At 72.5% G+C, this 21,962-nt stretch carries 19 protein-coding genes; 5 read left to right on the top strand and 14 right to left on the bottom strand.

The window, feature by feature from the left end; genetic code table 11:
• Positions 1 to 117: 117 nt before the first annotated feature.
• The 13 genes from ahcY to KBX06_RS15885 all read right to left on the bottom strand — a co-directional run bounded on the left by ahcY (position 118) and on the right by KBX06_RS15885 (position 14,819).
• A complete protein-coding gene (gene ahcY, locus KBX06_RS15945; protein ID WP_210835509.1) occupies positions 118 to 1,617 on the bottom strand; it encodes an adenosylhomocysteinase in 1,500 nt (499 codons plus the stop codon).
• 348 nt (positions 1,618 to 1,965) lie between these two features.
• Complete coding sequence (gene manA / locus KBX06_RS15940) at positions 1,966 to 3,129, bottom strand: mannose-6-phosphate isomerase, class I (RefSeq protein WP_210835503.1); 1,164 nt, start codon at positions 3,127 to 3,129, stop codon at positions 1,966 to 1,968.
• Positions 3,130 to 3,132: 3 nt separating this feature from the next.
• Positions 3,133 to 4,134: a cation diffusion facilitator family transporter gene (locus KBX06_RS15935; RefSeq protein WP_210835501.1), complete on the bottom strand. Its 1,002-nt coding sequence runs from the start codon at positions 4,132 to 4,134 to the stop codon at positions 3,133 to 3,135.
• 76 nt (positions 4,135 to 4,210) lie between these two features.
• Complete coding sequence (locus tag KBX06_RS15930; RefSeq protein ID WP_210835500.1) at positions 4,211 to 5,407, bottom strand: SIS domain-containing protein; 1,197 nt, start codon at positions 5,405 to 5,407, stop codon at positions 4,211 to 4,213.
• Complete coding sequence (locus KBX06_RS15925; RefSeq protein ID WP_089001904.1) at positions 5,404 to 5,586, bottom strand: Trm112 family protein; 183 nt, start codon at positions 5,584 to 5,586, stop codon at positions 5,404 to 5,406. The genes KBX06_RS15930 and KBX06_RS15925 overlap by 4 nt, the downstream gene beginning before the upstream one ends.
• Positions 5,587 to 5,648: 62 nt before the next feature.
• The gene (locus KBX06_RS15920) at positions 5,649 to 7,034 is read right to left on the bottom strand and encodes a phosphomannomutase/phosphoglucomutase (RefSeq protein ID WP_210835498.1); all 1,386 of its coding nucleotides are present in this window, start codon (positions 7,032 to 7,034) and stop codon (positions 5,649 to 5,651) included.
• Between the two features lie 69 nt (positions 7,035 to 7,103).
• The gene (locus KBX06_RS15915; RefSeq protein WP_305798296.1) at positions 7,104 to 8,270 is read right to left on the bottom strand and encodes a hypothetical protein; all 1,167 of its coding nucleotides are present in this window, start codon (positions 8,268 to 8,270) and stop codon (positions 7,104 to 7,106) included.
• 296 nt (positions 8,271 to 8,566) lie between these two features.
• Positions 8,567 to 9,265 carry a deoxyribonuclease V gene (nfi, locus tag KBX06_RS15910; RefSeq protein WP_210835639.1) on the bottom strand — a complete coding sequence of 233 codons (699 nt, stop codon included), beginning with the start codon at positions 9,263 to 9,265 and terminating at the stop codon, positions 8,567 to 8,569.
• A gap of 56 nt (positions 9,266 to 9,321) precedes the next feature.
• Positions 9,322 to 9,741 carry a hypothetical protein gene (locus KBX06_RS15905; RefSeq protein ID WP_210835495.1) on the bottom strand — a complete coding sequence of 140 codons (420 nt, stop codon included), beginning with the start codon at positions 9,739 to 9,741 and terminating at the stop codon, positions 9,322 to 9,324.
• 137 nt (positions 9,742 to 9,878) lie between these two features.
• Positions 9,879 to 10,199, bottom strand: a complete 321-nt coding sequence (locus tag KBX06_RS15900) for a hypothetical protein (RefSeq protein ID WP_210835493.1) — start codon at positions 10,197 to 10,199, stop codon at positions 9,879 to 9,881.
• Positions 10,189 to 14,043, bottom strand: coding sequence for a toxin glutamine deamidase domain-containing protein (locus tag KBX06_RS15895; protein WP_210835491.1), 3,855 nt, complete (start codon positions 14,041 to 14,043; stop codon positions 10,189 to 10,191). The genes KBX06_RS15900 and KBX06_RS15895 overlap by 11 nt, the downstream gene beginning before the upstream one ends.
• 18 nt (positions 14,044 to 14,061) lie before the next feature.
• Positions 14,062 to 14,400, bottom strand: a complete 339-nt coding sequence (locus KBX06_RS15890) for a hypothetical protein (RefSeq protein WP_247685975.1) — start codon at positions 14,398 to 14,400, stop codon at positions 14,062 to 14,064.
• Positions 14,400 to 14,819 carry a YbaB/EbfC family nucleoid-associated protein gene (locus KBX06_RS15885; RefSeq protein WP_307854645.1) on the bottom strand — a complete coding sequence of 140 codons (420 nt, stop codon included), beginning with the start codon at positions 14,817 to 14,819 and terminating at the stop codon, positions 14,400 to 14,402. Before KBX06_RS15885 ends, KBX06_RS15890 begins: the two co-directional genes overlap by 1 nt.
• A 74-nt stretch (positions 14,820 to 14,893) precedes the next feature.
• Between KBX06_RS15885 and KBX06_RS15880 the strand changes: the two genes are divergently transcribed.
• Positions 14,894 to 16,126, top strand: a complete 1,233-nt coding sequence (locus KBX06_RS15880; protein WP_210835486.1) for an SUKH-3 domain-containing protein — start codon at positions 14,894 to 14,896, stop codon at positions 16,124 to 16,126.
• A 22-nt stretch (positions 16,127 to 16,148) separates the two neighbouring features.
• Here the strand turns inward: KBX06_RS15880 and KBX06_RS15875 are convergent, their stop codons facing one another.
• Positions 16,149 to 17,588, bottom strand: a complete 1,440-nt coding sequence (locus KBX06_RS15875; protein WP_210835484.1) for an aldehyde dehydrogenase family protein — start codon at positions 17,586 to 17,588, stop codon at positions 16,149 to 16,151.
• Positions 17,589 to 17,775: 187 nt separating this feature from the next.
• Here KBX06_RS15875 and KBX06_RS15870 point away from each other — a divergent pair, with 187 nt between their 5' ends.
• The 4 genes from KBX06_RS15870 to KBX06_RS15855 all read left to right on the top strand — a co-directional run bounded on the left by KBX06_RS15870 (position 17,776) and on the right by KBX06_RS15855 (position 21,900).
• The gene (locus tag KBX06_RS15870) at positions 17,776 to 19,719 is read left to right on the top strand and encodes a S8 family peptidase (protein WP_210835480.1); all 1,944 of its coding nucleotides are present in this window, start codon (positions 17,776 to 17,778) and stop codon (positions 19,717 to 19,719) included.
• 191 nt (positions 19,720 to 19,910) lie between these two features.
• Positions 19,911 to 20,417: a nitroreductase family deazaflavin-dependent oxidoreductase gene (locus KBX06_RS15865; protein WP_210835479.1), complete on the top strand. Its 507-nt coding sequence runs from the start codon at positions 19,911 to 19,913 to the stop codon at positions 20,415 to 20,417.
• Positions 20,414 to 21,292: an NmrA family NAD(P)-binding protein gene (locus KBX06_RS15860; RefSeq protein ID WP_210835478.1), complete on the top strand. Its 879-nt coding sequence runs from the start codon at positions 20,414 to 20,416 to the stop codon at positions 21,290 to 21,292. Before KBX06_RS15865 ends, KBX06_RS15860 begins: the two co-directional genes overlap by 4 nt.
• Positions 21,293 to 21,336: 44 nt before the next feature.
• Positions 21,337 to 21,900, top strand: a complete 564-nt coding sequence (locus KBX06_RS15855) for a TetR/AcrR family transcriptional regulator (RefSeq protein ID WP_210835471.1) — start codon at positions 21,337 to 21,339, stop codon at positions 21,898 to 21,900.
• The last annotated feature ends 62 nt before the right edge of the window (positions 21,901 to 21,962 follow it).

Below are 21,962 nucleotides of genomic sequence, written 5' to 3'. Positions count from 1 at the left end.
TGCCCCTGGGCCCGGACGAGCACGCCGACCGGGTCGGCGCGCGGTGCACGCCCGCCCCGGAAACGCCGACGGGCCGGCCGCTGGCAGTGAGCGGTCGGCCCGTCGGCGCAACGGGTGTCAGTACCGGTAGTGCTCGGGCTTGAACGGGCCCTCCACGGAGATGCCGAGGTAGTCGGCCTGCTCCTTGGTGAGGGTGCTCAGCTTGGCGCCGAGCGCCGCCAGGTGCAGCCGGGCGACCTTCTCGTCGAGGTGCTTGGGCAGCACGTAGACGCCGATCGGGTATTCCTCGGTCTTGGTGAACAGCTCGATCTGGGCGATCGTCTGGTTGGCGAACGAGTTCGACATGACGAAGCTCGGGTGGCCGGTGGCGTTGCCCAGGTTCAGCAGGCGGCCCTCCGACAGCACGATGATGGCGTGCCCGTCGGCGAACTTCCAGAGGTCGACCTGCGGCTTGATGTTGACCCGCTCCACGTCGGGACGCTTCATCAGGCCGGCCATGTCGATCTCGTTGTCGAAGTGGCCGATGTTGCCGACGATGGCCTGGTGCTTCATCCGGGCCATGTGCTCGTTGGTGATGACGTCGAAGCAGCCGGTGGCGGTGATGAAGATGTCGGCCTGCTCGACCACGTCGTCCAGGGTGGCGACCTGGTAGCCGTCCATCGCCGCCTGGAGGGCGCAGATCGGGTCGACCTCGGTCACCACGACCCGGGCGCCCTGGCCGCGCAGCGACTCCGCGCAGCCCTTGCCGACGTCGCCGTAGCCGAGCACGACCGCCATCTTGCCGCCGATCAGCACGTCGGTGGCGCGGTTGATGCCGTCGATCAGGGAGTGGCGGCAGCCGTACTTGTTGTCGAACTTGCTCTTCGTGACCGAGTCGTTGACGTTGATGGCGGGGAAGAGCAGGGTGCCGGCACGGTGCATCTCGTAGAGCCGGTGCACGCCGGTGGTGGTCTCCTCGGTGACGCCCTTGATGCCGGCGGCGATCCGGGTCCACCGCTGGCCGTCCTCCGCGAGCGAGCGGTGCAGCACGCCGAGGATGACCGCGTACTCCTCGGAGTCGGCGGACTCGACCGGCGGCACGGCGCCGGCCTTCTCGAACTCGGCGCCCTTGTGCACCAGCAGGGTGGCGTCGCCGCCGTCGTCGAGGATCATGTTCGGGCCCTGCCCGCCGGGCCAGGCGAGCACCTGCTCGGTGCACCACCAGTATTCCTCGAGGCTCTCGCCCTTCCAGGCGTAGACCGGGACGCCGGCCGGGGCCTCGGTCGTGCCGTCCGGGCCGACCACGATCGCGGCGGCCGCGTGGTCCTGGGTGGAGAAGATGTTGCAGGACGCCCAGCGGACCTGCGCGCCGAGCGCGACCAGGGTCTCGATCAGGACGGCGGTCTGGATGGTCATGTGCAGCGACCCGGTGATCCGGGCACCGGCGAGCGGCTGGGCGTCGGCGAACTCACGACGGATCGCCATCAGGCCGGGCATCTCGTGCTCGGCGAGCTGGATCTCCTTGCGCCCGAACTCGGCGAGCGACAGATCCGCCACCTTGTAGTCGCCCTCGGCGAGCGTGCTCTGCCGGACCTCGGACGGCGTGCCGTTGGCGGACGCCGGGAGGGTGCTGGTCATGAAGTCTCCTGTCGGACGATGTGCTGCGCGACCATTCACCTTACGCTCGCGGGCCGCCTTCGTGCGGACCGGCCGGTGAAGAGGGCACGAAGACAGCACGACAGCGCACGGGGCGGTCGGTCGTGGACGGAGTTCCGCCCACCAGCCGCCCGCCCCGTGCATCCCCCCGGTTTGGTTCCCCCTCGCGCGTTCTCGGACCGTCGTCGCGATAACGCTGCGTACCCATAGAGTCACACTGGGGCAGGGCGGAGTCAAGCCATTACGGAAAAGTCGGACTTGTGTCGCCGTCCCGCGCGCCATTCCACGCGCCGGTCAGCGCGCTGTGCCCCGCGCCGGTCAGCGCGCCGGTCAGCGCAGGCCGCAGCTCGCGACGTACGCCTCCCCCGCGCCCCCCACCCGCAGCGCTCCGGCGGCGGCGCCGCCGACGGCCGCCTGCCCCGGCCCGAGCGTCACCGCGCCGGCCCCGTCGTCGACCGAGACCTCACCGGCGCGGCAGAGCACCACCCGGGGCCCGGGCACCTCGACCGTCACCCGCGGCCGCCCGGCACCCACCGTCACCCGGTGCAGCGAGAAGTCCTCGACCGGCACCGGCCAGGTGACCACGCCCGGGGCCACCTCCAGCGGCGGCACGACCGGGTCGCGCAGCACCTCGAAGCGCAGCACCCGCAGCAACTCCTCGACGTCCACCCGCTTCGGCGTCAGCCCGCCACGCAGCACGTTGTCGCTGGCCGCCATGATCTCCACACCGGTGCCGCGCAGGTAGGCGTGCAGGTTGCCGGCGGGCATCCAGATCGCCTCGCCGGGCGCCAGCCGCACCCGGTTGAGCAGCATCGCCACCAGCACCCCCGGATCGCCCGGGTAGGCGGCGGCCAGGTCCCGGGCCAGCTCCGCGTCCGGCCCCGCGACCGGCGCCGACGCCACGGCCGCCACCAGCGCGTCGCGCCGGTCGGCCGGCCAGGTCAGCAGCAGCCGTACGGCGTCACGCAGGCCCGCCGGCCCGGTACGCAGCGCCGTCAGCACCGGCTCCAGCGCGGGTACGCCGAAGCCGGCCAGCGCCGCCGCCGAGGCCGCCGGATCCCGGAAACCGCAGAGCGCCTCCATCGGCGAGAGCGCCACCAGCAGCTCCGGCTTGTGGTACGGATCGACGTAGTTGCGCTGCCCGTCGGGGCGGGCGGCGTCGGCGGCGTGCCCGGCGCGGGCCTGCTCGGCGTCCGGATGCGCCTGGAGGCTCAGCGGGGCGTCGGCGGCGAGCACCTTGAGCAGGAACGGCAGCCGGGTGCCGAACCGGCCGACCAGCCGCTCGCCGAGCCAGTGGTGCGGCTCGGCGAGCAGCAGGTCGGTCAGGCTCACCCGGGCGCCGTCGCGGTCGACGGCGGCCGGACCGCCCGGGTGGGCGCCCAGCCACAGTTCGGCCTCCGGGCCGTCGCTCGGCACCGGCCGCCCCTGCAACTCGGCGATGGCCGAGCGGGAGCCCCAGGCGTAGTCGCGGATCGGGCCGTGCAGCAGCTCCACCGGTCAGCTCCCGGGCCGCCCGGCGGCCTCGTTCAGCTCGGATCCGGGCTTGGCGGCGGGCGACGCGACCCCGGCGCCCGCCCGCTCGGCGGCGACGCTGTAGATGTCCGGCTCCAGGTAGATCACCCGGGCGGTCGGCACGGCGGCGCGGATCCGGGTCTCGACGGTGTTGATGCTGCGGGCCAGCGCCTCCGCGTTGTCGCCGGCCGGCACGGCGACCTTCGCGGCCACCATCAGCTCCTCGGGGCCGAGGTAGAGCGTCTTCATGTGGATGATCCGCTCGAACTCGGGACCGTCGGTGACCGCCTTCTCGATCGCCGCGACCTCCTGCGCCTCGGCACCCTCACCGAGCAGCAGGCTCTTGGTCTCGATGGCCAGGATGATCGCGATCACCACCAACAGCACACCGATCATCGCGGTGCCGGCCGCGTCCCAGCGGCCGTTGCCGGTGATCAGCGTCATGCCGACGCCGAAGAGCGCGAAGACCAGACCGACCAGCGCACCCAGGTCCTCCAACAGCACCACCGGCAGCTCGGGCGCCTTGGCCCGCCGGACGAACCGCACCCAGGACTGGTTGCCCCGGACGAGGTTGGACTCCTGGATGGCGGTGCGGAAGGAGAAGACCTCCATGACGATCGCGGCCACCAGCACGGCGACCGGCACCCAGTGCCACGAGGTGATGCCCTCGGCGTGCGACCACTTGTGGTACGCCTCGTAGAGGGCGAACAGGCCGCCGACACTGAACAGCACGATCGACACGATGAACGCGTAGATGTAGCGCTCGCGGCCGTAGCCGAAGGGGTGCTGGGGGGTGGCCGCGCGCTTGGCCCGCCGCCCGCCGAGCAGCAGCAGCCCCTGGTTGCCGGCGTCGGCGACCGAGTGGACCGACTCGGCCAGCATCGACGAGGATCCGGTCAGCAGGAACGCGACGAACTTGGTGACGGCGATGCCGGTGTTGGCCAGCAGGGCGGCGACGATCGCCTTCGTACCACCGTTGGCGCTCACGCCGTCGCTCCGTCGGGTCGCACGGCACCATCGGGCCTCGACGCGGCACGCCGCTCGACCCGCTCCCTGCTTGCGCTCACTGGTTTGCCAGCTCCTTCATCTCGGTGATGGCCGGCACGGCCATCGGGTCCAGTCCGTGTGCCAGGGCGAGGTAGATCGAGGCGAAGTCCGGCACGGCGACCAGCGAGGCGAGCCGCTCCAACGCGGAGCCGCCCTCGGCGGTCACCACGTCGCAGCGCACACCCCGCCGCTCGGCGAGGGTCTGCACGGCGTCCGCGCGACGCTCCTCGACGTCGAGCGGCTCGTCGGCGTCGTCCTCCGGGTTCAGCCCGCCGTCGCGCAGCAGCACCAACCGCAGCCGGGTGCCCGACGGCTCCTCCTCGTCGGGGTCGGCGAAGATGTCCCGCTCCCCCTCGGCCAGGCCGCCGAAGACGCCGTCGAGCAGACCCACCCGACCGCGGCCCGCCTCGCCGAGCGCCCCGCTGACCACCGGGTAGCGGGCGTTGGCGGAGAGGGTGTCGCCGAAGCGACGGGCCGCGACGGTGGCCAGTGGCGACGAGCCCCACACGATCGGCACCGAGCCGGCCAGGCCCAGGGCCAGCGACTTCGCCGGGTTGACGAAGGACTCGGCCGTCGGGCGGCAGCGGTCGGCGTCCGCGTCCAGCCGGGCCGCGGTCTCCGCCAGGTCCGCCTCGTTGACCTTCACGAGGCCGAGCGTACGGGCGGCGAGCAGGACCGGCACGGTGAGCGCCCAGAGGCTGGCCCGGGCCGGGGCGCGCCGCGGCACCGGGATGAACGGCGCCCGGGCCCGCTCGGCCACGGACTGCAACTGCGAGTCGGGCGCGCCGACGGCGACCAGTCGGGCCCCCCGCCGGTGCGCGGCCTCGGCGGCGCCCAGCGCCTCGGGGCTGCGACCGGAGGCGCTGACGGCGATGACCACGTCGGCGGCGCCCACCCAGCCGGGCACGCCGGCGCTGCGGTGCGGAATGACCGGCACCGGGCAGCGCGGCCCGGCGACGGTGGCCAGCACGTCGCCCGTACGCCCGGCGGTGCCGATGCCGGCGATGACGACCGCGCGGGGGCGGCCCTCGTCGGCGAGCACCTGGAGGTTGGCCTCGGCGGCCAGGGCGGCCGTCTCGCGGACCTGCGCCCCGGCGGAGGCGGTGTGCCGCAGCATGCCGCCCGGGTCGTGCTCGGCCAGCGCGGCCGGGTCGTCGAGGAGTGCCTCGGCGGGCTCGCGACGGCCGCTGACCCCGGCCGTACCGTCGATCATGACTGCTCCGCGGGGCCGCGCGCCTCGTCCAGCAGCAGCACCGGCACGTCGTCGCGGACCTCGAAGATCCGGCCGCACTCGGTACAGGTCAGCGTCTGCGCCTGCGCGTCGTAGTCGAGCGGGGCGTGATGCGTGTCCGGACAGGCGAGGATTTCCAGCAACTGCGGGTCCAGGGCCACGGCGCGGCTCCTTCCACGTATGCGGTCTCACCGATCGACGGTGCCGACCGGCGCAGGCGATCCTATCGGCGAACCCGGTCGAGCACCTCGTCACGGAGGGCGGCCATCCGCTCCCGCGTCGGGGCCTCGACGTTGAGCCGCAGCAGCGGCTCGGTGTTGGAGGCGCGCAGATTGAACCACGCGCCGTCCGGGAAGCGCAGGGTCAGCCCGTCCATCTCGTCGGCGTCGGCCTGCGGGTACGCGGCCCGCACCTCGGCCACCTTGGCGGCCTGGTCGGTCACCGTCGAGTTGATCTCGCCCGAGGCGACGTACCGCTCGTACTCGCCGGCCAGCACGGACAGCGGCAGCGACTGCTCGCCCAGGGCGGCCAGCGTGTGCAGCGCGGCGAGCATGCCGGTGTCGGCGAACCAGAAGTCCCGGAAGTAGTAGTGGGCCGAGTGCTCGCCACCGAAGATCGCGTTCGTCCGGGCCATCTCCGCCTTGACGAAGGAGTGCCCGACCCGGGCGACGACCGGCTCGCCGCCGTGCTCGCGGATGATCTCCGGCACCGCCCTGGAGGTGATCAGGCCGTGGATCACCGTCGAGCCGGGGTGCTTGGCCAGCTCACGGGCCGCCACCAGGGCGGTGATCGCCGACGGCGAGACCGGCTCGCCCCGCTCGTCGACCACGAAACAGCGGTCGGCGTCGCCGTCGAACGCCAGGCCGATCTCGGCGCCGTGCTCGAGCACCGCGCGCTGGAGGTCGACCAGGTTGGCCGGGTCCAACGGGTTGGCCTCGTGGTTGGGGAAGGTGCCGTCCAGCTCGAAGTAGAGCGGCACGATCTCCAACGGCAGCGCCGGCAGGACGGCGTCGCCGAGCACGGCCGGGACGGTGTAGCCGCCCATGCCGTTGCCGGCGTCGACGACCACCTTCAGCGGACGGATGCCGGACAGGTCGACCAACTGCCGCAGGTACGCCGCGTAGTCGGCCAGCAGGTCGCGGCGCTCGGCCGGCGCGGCCGACGGGTCGGCCCGGCGGTCCTCGCCCCTGTCCAGCAGGGCCTGCGCCCGCTCGCGGATGTCGGCCAGCCCGCTGTCCTGACCGATCGGGCGGGCCCCGGAGCGGCACATCTTGATGCCGTTGTACTGGGCCGGGTTGTGGCTGGCGGTGAACATCGCGCCGGGCAGCCCCAGCTCGCCGGAGGCGTAGTAGAGCATGTCGGTCGAGGCGAGGCCCAACTCGACGACCGCGCGCCCCTCCGCGCGTACGCCGTCGGCGAAGGCGGCAGCCAGAGCCGGACCGGTGGCACGCATGTCGTGCGCGACGAGCACCGCCTCGTCCCGTTCACCGAAGCCGTTGAGCACCTGCGCGAAGGCCGCGCCGAGCGCCTCGGCGGTGCGCTCGTCCCACTGGTCCGGCACCGTCCCACGGACGTCGTAGGCCTTCACGATCTGGGACAGATCAGACACCGGTCTCGCTCCTCGCGCCGCAGGTCCTCAACGGCCTGAGCGTATCGGAGGGGTACCGCGCGGCCCGGCTCAGCCAGGGAGCCGGGGCATGAAGACGGTGTGGTCGCCGCCGCCGCCCTCCGGCGGCGGGTCGCCGGGCCTACCCCCGGCGGGCGGCACGGACGGCGGCGGCCCGTACTGCCCGGGTGCCGGGGGCGGCCCGTACTGCCCGGGTGCCGGGGGTGCCGACCTCGGGCTGGCGGGCGGGGCCGAGACGGGCGGGGCGGCGGGCGCACCGGGCACCACCTGGGTGGCCTCCGGCGCCGGGCGGCTGCCGTACACGCCGCCCGCCGGGCGGGGCGCGGGCGTGCCACCGTACAGGCCGGGGGCGGGCGGCTGCTGCCCGTACATCTGGCCGGGCGGGCCGGGGGCGGCGGCCGGGCCCTGCCCGGAGCGGTAGGTGGTGCCACCGGGGTTGCGGGGCAGCGGGACCTGGCCCGGGTCAACCGGCTCCTTGTCCGCCCGCGAGCGGCGGAACAGCAGCACGATGAGCAGGATCCCGACGGCGACCATGGCGATGCCGAAGAACATGACCACCGAGCCGCCGGAGGACTCCTCCTCGGCGGCGTTGCTGACGGCGCCGGCGCCCTGGCCGGCGTCCAGGCTCGGGTCCGCCGCGCCGGCCCGCACCTCGGTGGCGGCCGCGCTCGGGGTGGGTGACGGCTTCTTCGACGGCTTCGGCGTCGGCGAGGCCGTGGCCCGGCCGCCGACCACCCGGGACGCCTCCGCGCCCCGGCCCAGGGCCCGCCCGAGCGCGTCGCTGGCCACGCCGCTCACGGTCAGCCGGCCGCCCGACGCCTCCGCCGCGAACGCCACCCGGTAGCGCACGGTGATGGCCTTACCCTTGCAGAGCCTCGGCTTCAGCGGCGAGGTGGCCGACGTGGCCGCGCTGCCGGACCTTCCCGAGAGCGGCACCGGGAACCAGCGGCCGCCCACGTTGACCTGCACGCTGGCCTGGTCGGCGCGCAGGCCGGCCAGGCGCAACCCAAGTGCGGTACGCAGCAGCACGCAGCCGTCGCTGCGTTTGCGCACCTCGATCGAGACACCCCCGGCGGGACCGCCGGCGGTGAAGCTGCCCGCCGAACGCACCCGCACCGAGTCGCCAGCGGCCAGCGCCGGCGTCGCGCCGAGCGCCACCAGGCCGCCCAGCAACGCGCATACCGTCGCGAGCCGCGCCGCGTGCCGACGTACCGCCATGATCACCTCGCCGTTCCTCCCCCGACGGGGGTCCGCCGGTCAGGCTACTACCGGGGCCTGTCAGGGCCAGGTCATCGAGCGCTCCGGATGTGCGCCGTATTACCCCGCGGCCCGGTCGACCGACCTGGCCGGTCGGGACCGTAGCAAGCCCGCTGGTCGGGGGCCACCCACCGGCGGCGGCCCCATCCGGCGATCCCGCTGGTCCGGGTCACCGGACCGGCGGCGGCCCCGGGTGGCGCGGGCGCTGTCCGGGCTGCCGAATCGGCGGCCTCAGGCGGCGCGGGCGCTGCCCGGGTTCACCGAACCGGCGACCTCGGGTGGACGCGGGCGGTCGGTCCGGCGGCGGCCAGGGCGTCGCGGCAGAGCCGATCGGCGGTACGGGTGGTCTCCGGCAGCCGGTAGCGCGGCGTCAACGCCAGCACCCGTGCGGTCGCCCCGTCGAGACTCGTCCGGTGGCCGACGCTGACGAACACCGGCTTGACGCCGTCGCGCGTACGCAGCACCCGGCCCACGATCTCGTGCCCGTCACGCAGCGGCGCCCACGCGCCCCGGCGGTCGGCCGGCGGCGTCCACTCGCCCAGCAGCGGCGTCTTGCCCACGCCGATCGCCGGCAGGCCGGTCACCACGCCCAGGTGGCAGGCGAGCCCGAAGCGGCGTGGGTGGGCCAGCCCGTGACCATCGCAGACCAGCAGATCGGGCCGCACGGTGAGCCGGTCGAGCGCGTCGAGCAGCGCGGGTAGTTCACGGAAGGCGAAGAGCCCGGGGACGTACTCGAAGGCCGGCCGGCCCACGCTCACCGCCGAGTCGACCACCGCGAGAGTGCGGGCATCGAGCACCGTCACGGCCGCCGCGAGCCGGTCACCGCCCTCGGCGTACGCCACGTCCAGGCCGGCCACCGTCGCGGGCTCGGCCGGGCCGGGCCCGACCAGGTCCACCAGTGGCCGCAACCGCTCCTGTACGGCCAACGCCTCCGCCACGCTGCCGGGCACGACCATCCGGGCGTCCGACGCCCCGGGCCCTTCCACCAGCACGTCGAGCGGTCCCCCCGACGTCACGACGACCGGTCGGTGCGTCGCCCGTGCGCGTCCTGCCCGTGCGCGTCCTGCCCGTGCGCGCCCTGCCCGCCGGAGCCAGGGCTGCCGGTGTCCTGGACGGCCTGTTCCCAGTTTTCGACGCCCCTGCTGGCGGCGTTCCGGCCGACGGCGTCCTCGCTGTCGAGGCCCTTGCTGTCGGCCGCATCGCTGGCGCTGTCGTCGTCCTCGTCATCGCTGTCGGTGTCCTGGGTGCTGCCGGCTCCCAGGGCGACGGCGAAGGCCACGCCCATGGCGATGCCGACGCCCACGCCGGCGGCCCCATCCAGGGCTGCCAGGCCAACGACCAGGCCGAGCATGAGGCCGACCGGCCACGCCCAGGCGTTGGCCTGCCACCTCCCCGGGCCGGATGGCTTCTGCCCGGTGTCTGATTCAGCCATTTCGCCATGATATTCGAGCCCGACAACCCGCCCGGATTCCGCGATCTCCACGACGGCGACTGCCGGTCGACCTCGGAGCAGGAGGCGCAGTTCGGCTCAGGGCTGGAGGGGCAGCGGTGGCGTGGTCAGGCTGACACTCAAGGGCGCTTGAACACGGAAGCTACTCCGAGCCCCGTCGACCGCAATGCGGCTTCGACTCGCGCCAACACGCTTGCGCTCACAGCCTCCGCCAGCGGGGCCGGAGCTTCCAGATCGAGGCGCCACTCCAGCGAGTCGACATCACGCCACAACTCGATCCGGACCGCCTGCCCCTGAACCTCCCACGCCACTTCTCCGAACAGCTCGTCCCAATCGTCTGCCAGTCGACCGAGCCGGCTCAGACCAAGCTCCGCTCGCAGTCGATCAAGCGTGTGACCGTCAATAGTTCCGGACACTTTCAACACCCAACTATCGGTCACGATTGTCCTCAATGATCCAGTCCGCCGGCCTGAAGTGGGACGATACACCGTCAGCTGATCGGTTCGGCGGACCAACCCCAGGAAACACCGCTGGAACCACCTCACGACCCGACAGCTTGCTATATTCTTCCGCCCAGGCGAAGAGCGCGGGGAAGCACTTCCTTGCAACCTTCTTGGTGACAAAACCATAACTCTTGTTGACTACGCAAAGGTCAGGAAAGTCGCTATTGCCGACGGCGACAGCTCTTTCAACCATAACGTCTGATGAGATTTGGAAGTCGAAATCACTGGGCTCTTCCAAACCCAGCTTGTACATCGAGTCGAAGGGCCGGCGCACCGGCAGCACACCGCCGCCCCTCCATGCTCTCATTCGCTCGACTGCCTCTGGATGATCGGAAATCTGTTCCTCCGTGGGCAACCTCTTGTGCGCTCCGGAAAAGAAGTTCGACGAAGAACCCTGGAGCCTGATGTCGACCTGATCATGACGGACGCCGTCTGCCTCCAGAGCGTCGAATAATGCCGCCGCCATCTGCTCGAAGGCCGGCGGTGTCAGGCCGAGTGGAGCGCGTCTTTCCGCCCACCCGACTACGGCGTCAGGCGTCAATCCCAGAAACTCGCAGTCCCGGCGTTGAATTCTGTACCCGGAATCATCACACGGGAGCAACGCCTCAGCCCGGTTCCATTCCGGATCGGGCTCGTCGACATCGCGAGTCGCCGAGCCCGAAGGCGTGCCCGTCTGTTCCGCTCCCTGGGGCGCAGTGCCCGTTCCGTCCAGCAGGTGCATGCGGTTGAGGAACAGTTCGCCGTACCCCTGGTCGGTCTCGACGGGTGGGTACTCCGGCAGGTCCGGTCGCTGGCTGAACCGCCCCCGCCGCAGCCCACCCAGCGGCATTGGTCTGCCGTCCGGGCCGATCACCAGGACCTCGGTGTCGACGGCGTTGTGCGGATGCGGGACGCCGTGGTGCCGGTAAAGGGGCGCGGTCGACACGGCCCCGGTCTGCGGATCGAGGTAGAGAATGGTGCCGTTCTGGTTGAGAGCGACCCAGATGTGGGAACCGCCCTGCTCCCAGTTGTTGATGACGAAGGCGAAGCTGCCGTGGCCGCCGAGGCGGAGCTGGTCGTGGAGGTTGCGGTACCCCGTGTCGATCGCCCGCTGCCGCTCGACACCCTGGATGTCCTGGGTCGGCTGACAAAGGCGCTGGAAGCGTCCCCCTGTGATGTCCTCCACCCGCCCGATGCCGTCGTGTTCACCGTTGATGGGGCGTGTTACGTCGCCCGCGACGTAGGCGTCGAAGGTGCGGGGCGCGGCGACGCGGGGGCGGGCGTGCGTCCAGGTGTCGAACAGCGACAGGGTGCAGTCGATGCAGTTGATGCCGCGGGTCGGGTCGGCCTGCGGTCCGCCGTCGTTGACCAAACCGAACCAGCTACCCACTCGCGGGTCGGCGTTCCGCCGCACGCTTCCGTCGGGCTCCCGGGGCACCTGCCGTTCGATGTCGGTCTGGTGCAGGGCAAGCGGCGGACGCAGACCGCCGGGCCGTCCGTAGCTTCGTGACCGGTCGACCGGCGGCGGATGGTCGTCGCCCGTCAACGCCGAACGGTCGGCGGTCTCCACGGCACCGTACGCCAGGTCGCCGACGTCGTCGTTGATCCGCCGGAAGTCCGCACCACCGACGGCAACGACGCCTGGAGTGGCCACCCCGGCGAGGACCTTCTCCGCCATGTCGTTCTGCTGGTGATACCAGCGCTCCCGGGCACGGGCGCCCAAGAAGTAATGCTCTGCGGCAGCGCGCTGCCCGGCCTGTGCCAGACGACGGCCCTCGCCGACCAGCCACCGGGCTTCGTCATAACTCCGTTCTGCGGCCTGGCGTAGTCGCGCCGCGCTGTCCAGACGGCGATTCTGCTCATGATTCGTGCGCTGAAACTCGAAGTGCCCCCGGTAACGACGCCGTTCGAACGCGTCCTGGTCCGCGGCCCATCTGGCGGCGTACCACTCCGGGCTGCGCGGACGCGGAGTTGGCTGCCCCGCAACTTCTGACGTGTGTGGTGCCTCCTCGGCCGTTCGGTCAGTCGATGACCGGTCTGCGGCTACGCCTCGCGTCTCGTTCGGATTGAACGGGGATCCCACTGGTGGGCCGGCCGTTCCCGCCACCGTTTTGCCTGACTCCGCCGGCCTCGTGATGGCCGCCGAGGAGGCCTGCGCCGGGCTGGTGGCAAGCGACGAGTTGGCCGCTGAACCATAGGGGACAGGCCCGCCGTTCGTCGGCGGAGCGGTTGCTATGGCGCCCGTGTGCTGCGCGGCCGGCCCTGCATTGGATGCGGATTCGCTGACGGGGCCAGGGACGGTCGACGCGGCCGGAGCAGCCGTCAACGGTGCCGCCTGCGCGACGGAGGAGAGCGTCGGATCGAGCGGAGCCCTCGACGCGTCGACCTGCGGATCCGGGGATACGGACCTTTCCCCGGGGTCGATCCCAGGGGCGGGCGTTGGAGCGCTTGGTGCTTCCGCGAGCCCACCCTCAACTACCGGGCCGACCACCTGGACGGCGTCGACAGCCGGGGACGGTGTGCTGGACGGCGTCCCGCGCTGCTCGGTAAAGCCGCTGCCAGAATCGGATGTTCCTGTATCGGGGAACGCAGACGTCCCCGTCGCCGCCCTGGGCTCGACCGACGCGCCATCGTTACCGAAGGCAGGGACCGACCGAGGCGCAGCAACGTCTGGCATCGAGTGTGGGTGTCGGGACGCCTCCATGCCTGGGGTCGAGCCGGTGATCGGGGTTGAGGGCTGCGCGGAAGCCCCACCGTCCAGCGGAGTGAAAGGCATCCCGGCCAGGGCGCTGAGCTGGCCGTTTAGCCGTGCCTGCAACGCCGCGTCGGCCTGCGCGGTGGCGGAGCCCCGGGCACCGGACGCGGCTGCGCGGGCCGCGTCCTCCACCGAGATGAGTCCCTGGCCGGTGGCGAGACTCGCGGCCTGGTCGGCCATCACCTCGCCGGTCATCTCGCGGCCGAGGTGCTCCCCGATCCGGGCGCCCCGGCCGGTGGCGTGCCGCCCGAGACCGGCCAGCGGCGCCACCGCCCCGCCAGCCAGGCCCCCGAGCGCCGTGGTGCCCAACTCCGTCACGTCCAGCCCGTGCCGGCGGCCCGTCGAGTTCTGGTAAGCCTGGGTGGCGAGGTTGATGCCGCTCTCCTCGGCCGCCTCGGAGACACCGCTGAGCGCCGCGCGGCGGCTGAACCCTCGCACGCCGCCCTCGGTGACCTCCTTGACCGCCCGCTCGCCGGCCTCCTTGAGCCCCTGCTTGAGCGACTTGCGGGCCAGCTGCGCCATCAGCCGCTTGAAGATCTGCTGCACGACAAGTCTGGTGGCCATGATCGCCGCCCCGGCGGCGGGCGAGGCCGCGCCCGCGGTGAGCACGGTCGCGACGGCCAGTGCCAGCAGCTCGACCACCAGGATGCCCAGCTCGATCCAGACCTCGAGCTTGGCGCCCTCGATGTCGCAGCCGCACTCCTCCACCAGCCGACCCAACTCGGTGCTGACGGCGAGCAGCACCGGCAGCGGCGCCTCGTCGCCCTCCGCCACCCGTCGCCAGGCGGTGTCGAAGGCGGCAGCGACCGCGCCGACGCCGCCGTAGCCACCACGCACCTCGCCAGCGGCGGCAACGGCGTCGGCCCGTGGCCCGGCCAGGGCGGTGGCCACCGCGTACCACTGGTCGGCGAGGTCCCAGACCGCGCGCTCGTTCCCCTCCGGCCACTCGACACCGATGACCCAGTCGAGGGCCTCGTAGACCCAGCCGGGCAACTGCCAGGGCGAGTAGTCGAGCGGGTGCGGGATGGGGCTCGGCAACAGACTCATCCGGGTCTCCTCAGCGGATCAGCGCTGCTGGTGCCGGTCGCCGACGCGGCCGAGCCGGCCCGCGCTCGCCGCGTCCGTCCGCAGGTTGGCCCCCACCGACCGGACCACGTCGGCGCCGAGACCCTCCAGGTGCCGGCCGACGCCCTCCCACGTGCGCAGGACCAGCTCCTCGAAGCCGCGGTAGTTCTGCTCGAACGCGGCCCCGATGTCGTCCTTGCCCCACGGCGACCGGTCGCTCGCTGCCGCGATCGCGCCGCCCGCCTGGCGGCGACGGGCCGTGATCGCCGCGCCGGACAGCGAGAGGTCGACGCCCCCGCGCCGGGCACGCTGCGGGTCGAGCCAGAGCTGACCGTCCATCACTCGCTCCGCCGCAGCACGGCGTCGGCCCGGCCCAGCAACGAACCGAAGTCACCCGTACGCAGGAAGTCCGACGCCCCGGAGCCGGCGGGCAGGTAGCCGGCCACGAGTTCCTGGGTGGCAGCGACCGCCGCGGCGCTGGCCCGGTGGACGGTGGCGGTTATCTGCCGACTCAACGCCTTCGCGTCCCGGTCGTGGAAGACGGACGGGTGCAGCTCCACCGAGATCACCTCACCCCGGGGACCGGCGATGGCGGTCACCCGACCGTCCTCGGAGCGCTCGGTCACCCGCACCTCGGCGAGCCGCCCCTGCAACTCGTCCAGACCGGACCTCAGTCGCCGGTAGTCCCCGTACACCTCGTCGAACCGCGCCCGCAGCGCGTGATTGGCGTCCCGGTCCACACTCTCGGCCAACGCCACCCTCCCCCGGTTACCGTCGGTAGGGCGAACCATACCGGGCGCCACGAATCCGTGGGGTCCGGTACTTTCAAGCCGTGATCGACCGCCAGCAGGCCGAGCAACTCGCCGCCGTGTGGGCCCGCCGCGAGTCACAGCGCCTGGGACACGACTGTCACTCGAGCGTCGACGAGTTTGACCTCGGCTACGTCTTCACGTCCACCGTGCCCGTCGAGGCGAGGACGGTGCCCGGTGATCTGCCGACCACCGTGGTGGACAAGCTGACCGGCGAGGTGACCACGTGGCCGCGCGTGCCGGTAGACGCGGTCGCGCAGATGTACCGTCGCAGCCGGCCGGCGGGTCCGGCCGCTCCCCGCACGGTCGATCCGGCGGGCCAACTGCTCCGCGAGCTCCGCCGCCTGCCGACGCCCAACACGGCGGCGCACCTGACGGTCGAGGGGCGGCTGTTCCGCGCGCAGGGCGCCAAGGGCGACATCGCGCTGAACCATCACCCGTTGGTGCGGTCCTATCTGGACGAGCTGCCCCCGGGGCACCTGGTGCGCGGCGGCGACCGGCATGCCGAGCTCATCGTCGTCTCCGACGTCCTGCACCACTACGACCACCGCCGCGCCGCCGAGGGGATCGCGCCACTCGGCATGGCCGACGCTGAGAGGCTGCTGGGCGGCGCCCGCTTCGAGGTGTTCCGAATACGGGAGCCGGGCGATCCCTGTGGCGGCAGAGCGGAGAGAGCCTGCGACTCGTGCCTCAACTTCCTGGTCCACTTCAACGCGTTGTCCTGGGCGGACCTGGCCTTCACCTCGGAATGGCACCCGCAGCCGCAGCGCTCGCATCAACCGGGCCGCTTCCCGTCCCCAGTCGGTGACGCGCTCATGGATGCCGGCTGGGAAGACAGCGAGTTCAACTCCGCCCTAGCCGCTGGGGCGATTCGGGAGACGTGCGAGGTTGCCGGCCAGCGACACCGCCACGAGTCCTTCCCTGCGGCCGAGCGGGCGCTGACCGCCTTCCCCGCGATCGTGAGCAGCCGCCGGGGTCCCGGCGAGCAGGTGTGGATCAGTCGGTTCACGACAAATCCGCTCCGGAGCGCGCACTCGGCCGACACGCTCGCCGACTTCACCGCCGTACTCGGGGCGAGACTCTTTCCCGCCGGGTCCGAGCACGGTGACAGCATCTTCGCCGTGGACGAGCGGGGTCGGGTGTTCGCGTTGGACCAGGCCGGCGAGTGGTTCCTCGGCGAGGACATCGACACCGCGCTGACCACCCTGCTGCTCGGCCGGGCGCCGGCCCGCGTACGCGACGACGGCACCTGGTGAGCGGGCGGCGCCCGGCGAGCGCCTACAGCGTCAGGCCGGTCAGCACCATGACCCGGGGCTCCGTGTAGTCGTCCATGGCGCTGCGCAGGCCCTCGCGCCCGACGCCGCTGCCCTTCACCCCGCCGTACGGCATCTGGTCGGCCCGGTACGACGGCACGTCACCGACGATCACCCCGCCGACCTCCAGCGTGCGGTGCGCCGCGAAGGCCGTGTCGAGGCGGTGGGTGAAGACGCCCGCCTGCAACCCGTACGCCGAGTCGTTGACGGCGGCGAAGGCGGCCCGGTCGTGGGCGACGCGGGCGACCACCAGCACCGGCCCGAAGATCTCCTCGGTGCTTACCCTGGCGTCCGCCGGCACGCCGGAGAGCACGGTCGGCGGATAGGTCGTGCCCTCGCGCCGGCCGCCCACCTCGATGGTGGCGCCGGCGGTGACCGCCTCGTCCACCCACGCCTCGACCCGTTCGGCGGCGTCGACGGAGATCAGCGGGCCGACGTCGGTGAGCGGGTCGGACGGGTCGCCGACGCGCAGTTCCTGCACCGCCGCGACGAGCCGGGGCAGGAACGCGTCGTAGAGCCATTCGTGCACGTAGACCCGCTGCACGGCGATGCACGACTGGCCGGCCTGGTAGTTGGAGAACGTCGCGACGCGGTGCGCGGCGAACGTCAGGTCCTCGTCGGTGTTCCAGTCCTCGCAGATCACGGCGGCGGCGTTGCCGCCCAGTTCGAGGGTGACGTGCTTCTCGGGCACGCGGCGGCGGATCGCCGCGCCGACCGGCCCGGAGCCGGTGAACGAGACCACCGGCAGCCGGGGGTCGACGACCAGCTCGGCGGCGCGCTCGTTCGGCAGCGGCAGGACCGAGAACATCCCCGCCGGCAGGTCGGTCTCGGCGAGCAGTTCGCCCAGCAGCAGCGCCGACAGCGGGGTGGCGGGAGCGGGCTTGACGATGATCGGTGCGCCGACCGCGATGGCCGGGGCGACCTTGTGCGCGACGAGGTTCAGTGGGAAGTTGAACGGCGCGATGCCGAGCACCGGCCCCTTCGGCGCCCGCCGGACCAGGGCGATCCGCCCGGTGGCGGCCGGGTCGGTGTCGAGGCGTTGCAGCTCGCCGGAGAACCGCCGGGCCTCCTCGGCCGCCCAGCGGAAGGTGGAGACGGCCCGCGCGACCTCGGCGCGGGCCCACTTCAGCGGCTTGCCGTTCTCGGCGGTGATCAGCCGCGCGAACTCCTCGGCCCGCTCGGCGAGCCGCCGGGCCACGTGGTCCAGGGCCGCCGCGCGGGCGTGCGCGGGCAGGGCCGCGGCCTGCGCGGCCACCTCGGCGGCTGCCGCGACGGCCGCTTCGACCTGGTCGGCGGTGGCGAGGGTGGTACGGCCGACGGCACGCCCGTCGTACGGGTGGTGGACGGTCAGTTCACCCTCGCCGTGTGCGGGGCGGGAGGCGACACGGAAGGCGACGGAGTCCACACGCAGCAGCGTAGACCCTCCGGACCGCAGTGCTCCCGACTGATTCCCTTACCGCACTTCGCCCTCGGAATACAAGGTGCCTGCACGTCTCCACTTTTGCCCGTGGAAGTTCTACGCTTCTGCTCACTTTGATCAATTGCGATCGATGGCGCACCCGCCGTCGTGGAGCGAGAGGAACACCCGAGGGATGACACTCCCCTACCCTGCCGCGCGCCGCTGGCGCGTCGGTGTGCTGACCGCCGCCGTCGCCACCGCCGTGGCGTTCGGCGCCCCCGCGACGGCCGCCCCTGCCGAGGGGCAGATCCTCCTGGCGGGCGGCGCCACCGCCGTCGACGAGTCGTACATCGTCGTGTTCAAGGACACCTCGGTCGGTCGGACCGACGTCACGAAGAAGGCACGCGACCTCGCCGGCCGGCACCGCGGCACGGTGAACCGGACGTACCAGAACGCGCTGCGCGGGTTCGAGGCCCGGCTGTCCGAGGAGCAGGCCAAGCGGCTCGCCGCCGACCCCTCGGTGCGCTACGTCCAGCAGAACCACACCATGCGGATCAGCGGTACGCAGAGCCCCACCCCGTCCTGGGGCCTGGACCGGCTCGACCAGCGCGCGCTGCCGCTGAACAACTCGTACACCTACCCGAACAACGGCTCGGGCGTGAAGGCGTACATCATCGACACCGGCATCCGCTTCGGCCACAACGACTTCGGCGGCCGGGCGGTCTCCGGCTTCGACTCCATCGACGGCGGCAGCGCCGACGACTGCAACGGGCACGGCACGCACGTCGCCGGCACCGTCGGCGGCACCGCCCACGGCGTGGCCAAGGGCGTCACGCTGGTCGGCGTACGGGTGCTCGACTGCGAGGGCAGCGGCACCGACGCGGGCGTCATCCAGGGCGTCGACTGGGTGACCGGCGACCACGCCGCCGGTCAGCTCGCGGTGGCCAACATGAGCCTCGGCGGCGGGTTCAGCCAGGCCCTCAACGACGCGGTGGCCCGCTCCATCGCCGACGGCGTCACCTACGGCCTCGCGGCCGGCAACGACTACGGCGCGAACGCCTGCAACAGCTCGCCGGCCAGTCTCCTCGCCGGCATCACCGTCGGCTCGACCACCAACACCGACGCCCGCTCGTCGTTCTCCAACATCGGCACCTGCCTGGACATCTTCGCCCCCGGCAGCTCGATCACCTCGGCCTGGCACACCGGCAACACGGCCACGAACACCATCAGCGGCACCTCGATGGCCACCCCGCACGTGGTCGGCGCCGCCGCGCTCGTGGTCGCCGCCAACCCGACGTTCACCCCGCAGCAGGTGCGCGACAAGCTCGTCGCCGACGCCACCAGCAACGCGGTGACCAGCCCCGGCACCGGCTCGCCCAATAAGCTGCTGTACGTCGGCGACGGCGGCACCACGCCCCCGCCGCCCCCGCCGCCCGCCGGCTGCACCCAGACCAACGGCACCGACGTGACCGTCCGCGACAACGCCACGGTGGAGAGCACCATCGCCATCGCGGGCTGCACCGGCAACGCCGGCTCGGCCAGCACGGTCGCCGTGCAGATCGTGCACACGTACGTCGGTGACCTCGTCGTCAGCCTCGTCGCTCCCGACGGCAGCGCCTACCCGCTGCACAACCGCACCGGCGGCTCCGCCGACAACATCAACCAGACCTACACCGTCAACCTCTCCTCCGAGGTCGCCAACGGCACCTGGAAGCTGCGCGTCCAGGACGCCGCCAGCGGCGACACCGGCTACCTGAACAGCTGGACGCTCAACCTGAGCGGCTCCGGCACGACGAACTGCACCGGCAGCAACGCCAACAACGTGACGGTCGGCGACAACGCGACCGTCACCAGCAGCATCGCGATCGCCGGTTGCACCGGCACCGCCTCGTCGACCAGCAAGGTCGCCGTGCAGATCGTGCACACGTACGTCGGTGACCTCGTCGTCAGCCTGGTCGCTCCCGACGGCAGCGCCTACACCCTGCACAACCGCACCGGCGGCTCCGCCGACAACATCAACCAGACCTACACGGTCAACCTGTCCTCGGAGACCCGCAACGGCAGCTGGAAGCTGCGCGTCCAGGACGCCGCCAGCGGCGACACCGGCTACATCGACGGCTGGACCCTGACCCTCTAGCCCGAGCCTTCCGACCTGTCCGGGGAACCCCGGGCCGAGGGGTCCCTCGCCACGCTCCGGTTTGGCGAGGGGCCCTTCTCCCGTCCTGACCTGCCGCTCGGGCCATGGGCTGCACGCACGGTAGGGCCGCACCCGGGGACCACCGCCTGGAAGCGCATCTCCGCTACGCGACCGTAGCGTAGACTGGCTGCATGGCAGCTCATCCCCGACCCGCGGTAGAGCGGATCCGCCCGCCGGAAGCTCCCTACAAGGTGGTCAACCGAGTGATGCGGTGGCTGTTGTCCTCGCCGCGCCGGGCCGCTCGTGTGGGCAGGCATCTGCTGTTGTTGCACGTGACCGGGCGCAAGTCTGGTCGCGCACTACAGGTGCCGGTGGCGTACCGGTCCGCTGGTGACGGGCGGTTGCTGGTGCTGACGAACTCGCGGTGGCGGGTCAACCTGCGCGACCGTCCGCAGGTGGAGATCACCCTGCGCGGCACCCGCCGTGCCGCCGTCGCCGAGTTGGTCGAGGACCCCGAGCGCGTGGCCCGGGTCTACCGGGACCTGATCCGGCAGGCCGGGTACGCCAAGGCGGGGCGGCGGATGGGCATACGCATCAATGTCGATCGGGTACCGACCCACGAGGAGCTGGTCGAGGCGGCGGCTCGTGAAAAGCTGGCCCTGGTGTATCTCGACGTGCCCGTGCGGGCGACACCGTGACCGGCCCGATCCTGGTCACCGGCGCCGGCGGCAACCTGGGCACCGCCGTGCTGCAGGCGCTGGCCTCGACGGGTGTCCCCGTTCGGGCCGCTGGCACCGATCCGGCCGCGCTCGAACGCCAGCACCCGGGCATCGCCGCCGTCCGCCTGGACTTCCACGACCCCGCCACGTTCGCGCCCGCTCTCGACGGTGCCGGCGGGCTGTTCCTGATGCGGCCGCCCGCCATCGCCAGGGTCGGTCCCACCCTCAACGCCCTGCTCGACGTGGCCGAGCAGCACCGGACAGGTCACGTGGTGTTCTCCTCGGTCGCGGGCGCGGACACCAACCGGGTGGTTCCGCATCACCGGGTCGAGACGCGGCTGCGCGCGTCGGCGTTGTCGTGGACGATCCTGCGGCCGGGGTTCTTCGCGCAGAACCTCGCCGACGCCTACGGCACGGACATCCGCCACGACCATCGGATCCACCTGCCGGCCGGCCGGGGCAGGGCAGCGTTCGTCGACGTGCGCGACGTCGGCGCCGCGGCCGCCGCCGTCTTCGCCGACCCCGCCGCACACCGGGGCCTCGGTCACCTGCTGACCGGGCCCGCGGCCCTGGACTTCCACCAGGTGGCGGCGATTCTCAGCCGCGAGCTAGGGCACACCGTCAGGTACGAGCCGGCCTCCGTCATCGGGTACCTGCGCCACGTGCGCCGCCAGGGCCTGCCCTGGCCGCGGGCGCTGGTCCAGGCGACCCTGCACACCGGGCTGCGGCGCGGGCAGGCGCAGACGGTCGACCCGACCCTGGCGCGGCTGCTGGGCCGCGCACCGCGCACCCTGCAGGACTTCGTCCACGACCACCGCGACACGTGGGCACCGTCCCGGGCGAGGTCCGCATGACGGGTGCCGGGACGCCTCCCGCCACGGTCCGTACCGATCCTCGGGTGCTCCGCTCCCGCGCGACCGTCATCGCCGCAGCGCTGGACCTGCTCACCGAGCGTGGGATCGCGGCGACCACCGTCGAAGCGGTAGCCGAGCGGTCCGGAGTGGCCAAGACCACCATCTACCGGCACTGGAAGGACCAACCCGCACTCGTCCTGGACGCCATCGCCAGCACGCTTCAGGAGCCACCCGACCCCGACACCGGCACTCTCCGCGGCGACTTGAACGCATTGCTGGCCGGGCTCGCCACCGCGCTACGCGACAGCCCCGCCGCGCGCCTGATGCCCGCACTGATCGACGCCGCCGAGCGAGACCCCGCCTTCGCCGCCCTGCACCGACGTGAGGCGACCCACCGCCACCGCACGGTCCGCGCGGTCATCGTCCGCGGCATCGATCGAGGAGAACTGCCGCCGGACACCGATCCCGACGAGGTCCTGGACCTGCTCGCCGGACCGGTCTTCTACCGCAGGTGGGTCTCGACCGGCACCGTCGACACGGTCTTCACCACGAGAGTCGTCGACCTGGTGCTGGCCGGTGTCTCCAGAGGCTCGCAGCCATTGCGGTAGCGCGGCACGGTGCCTCGCTGGCGGCGGCCGGGCTGCTGGTCGGCGTGTCCGGGGATCGTCTG

Source organism: Micromonospora sp. C31 (genome assembly GCF_018070575.1).
Lineage (GTDB): Bacteria > Actinomycetota > Actinomycetes > Mycobacteriales > Micromonosporaceae > Micromonospora.
Note: the sequence above shows the minus strand (reverse complement) of the source record. Positions and strands in the feature narration are given on the sequence as shown.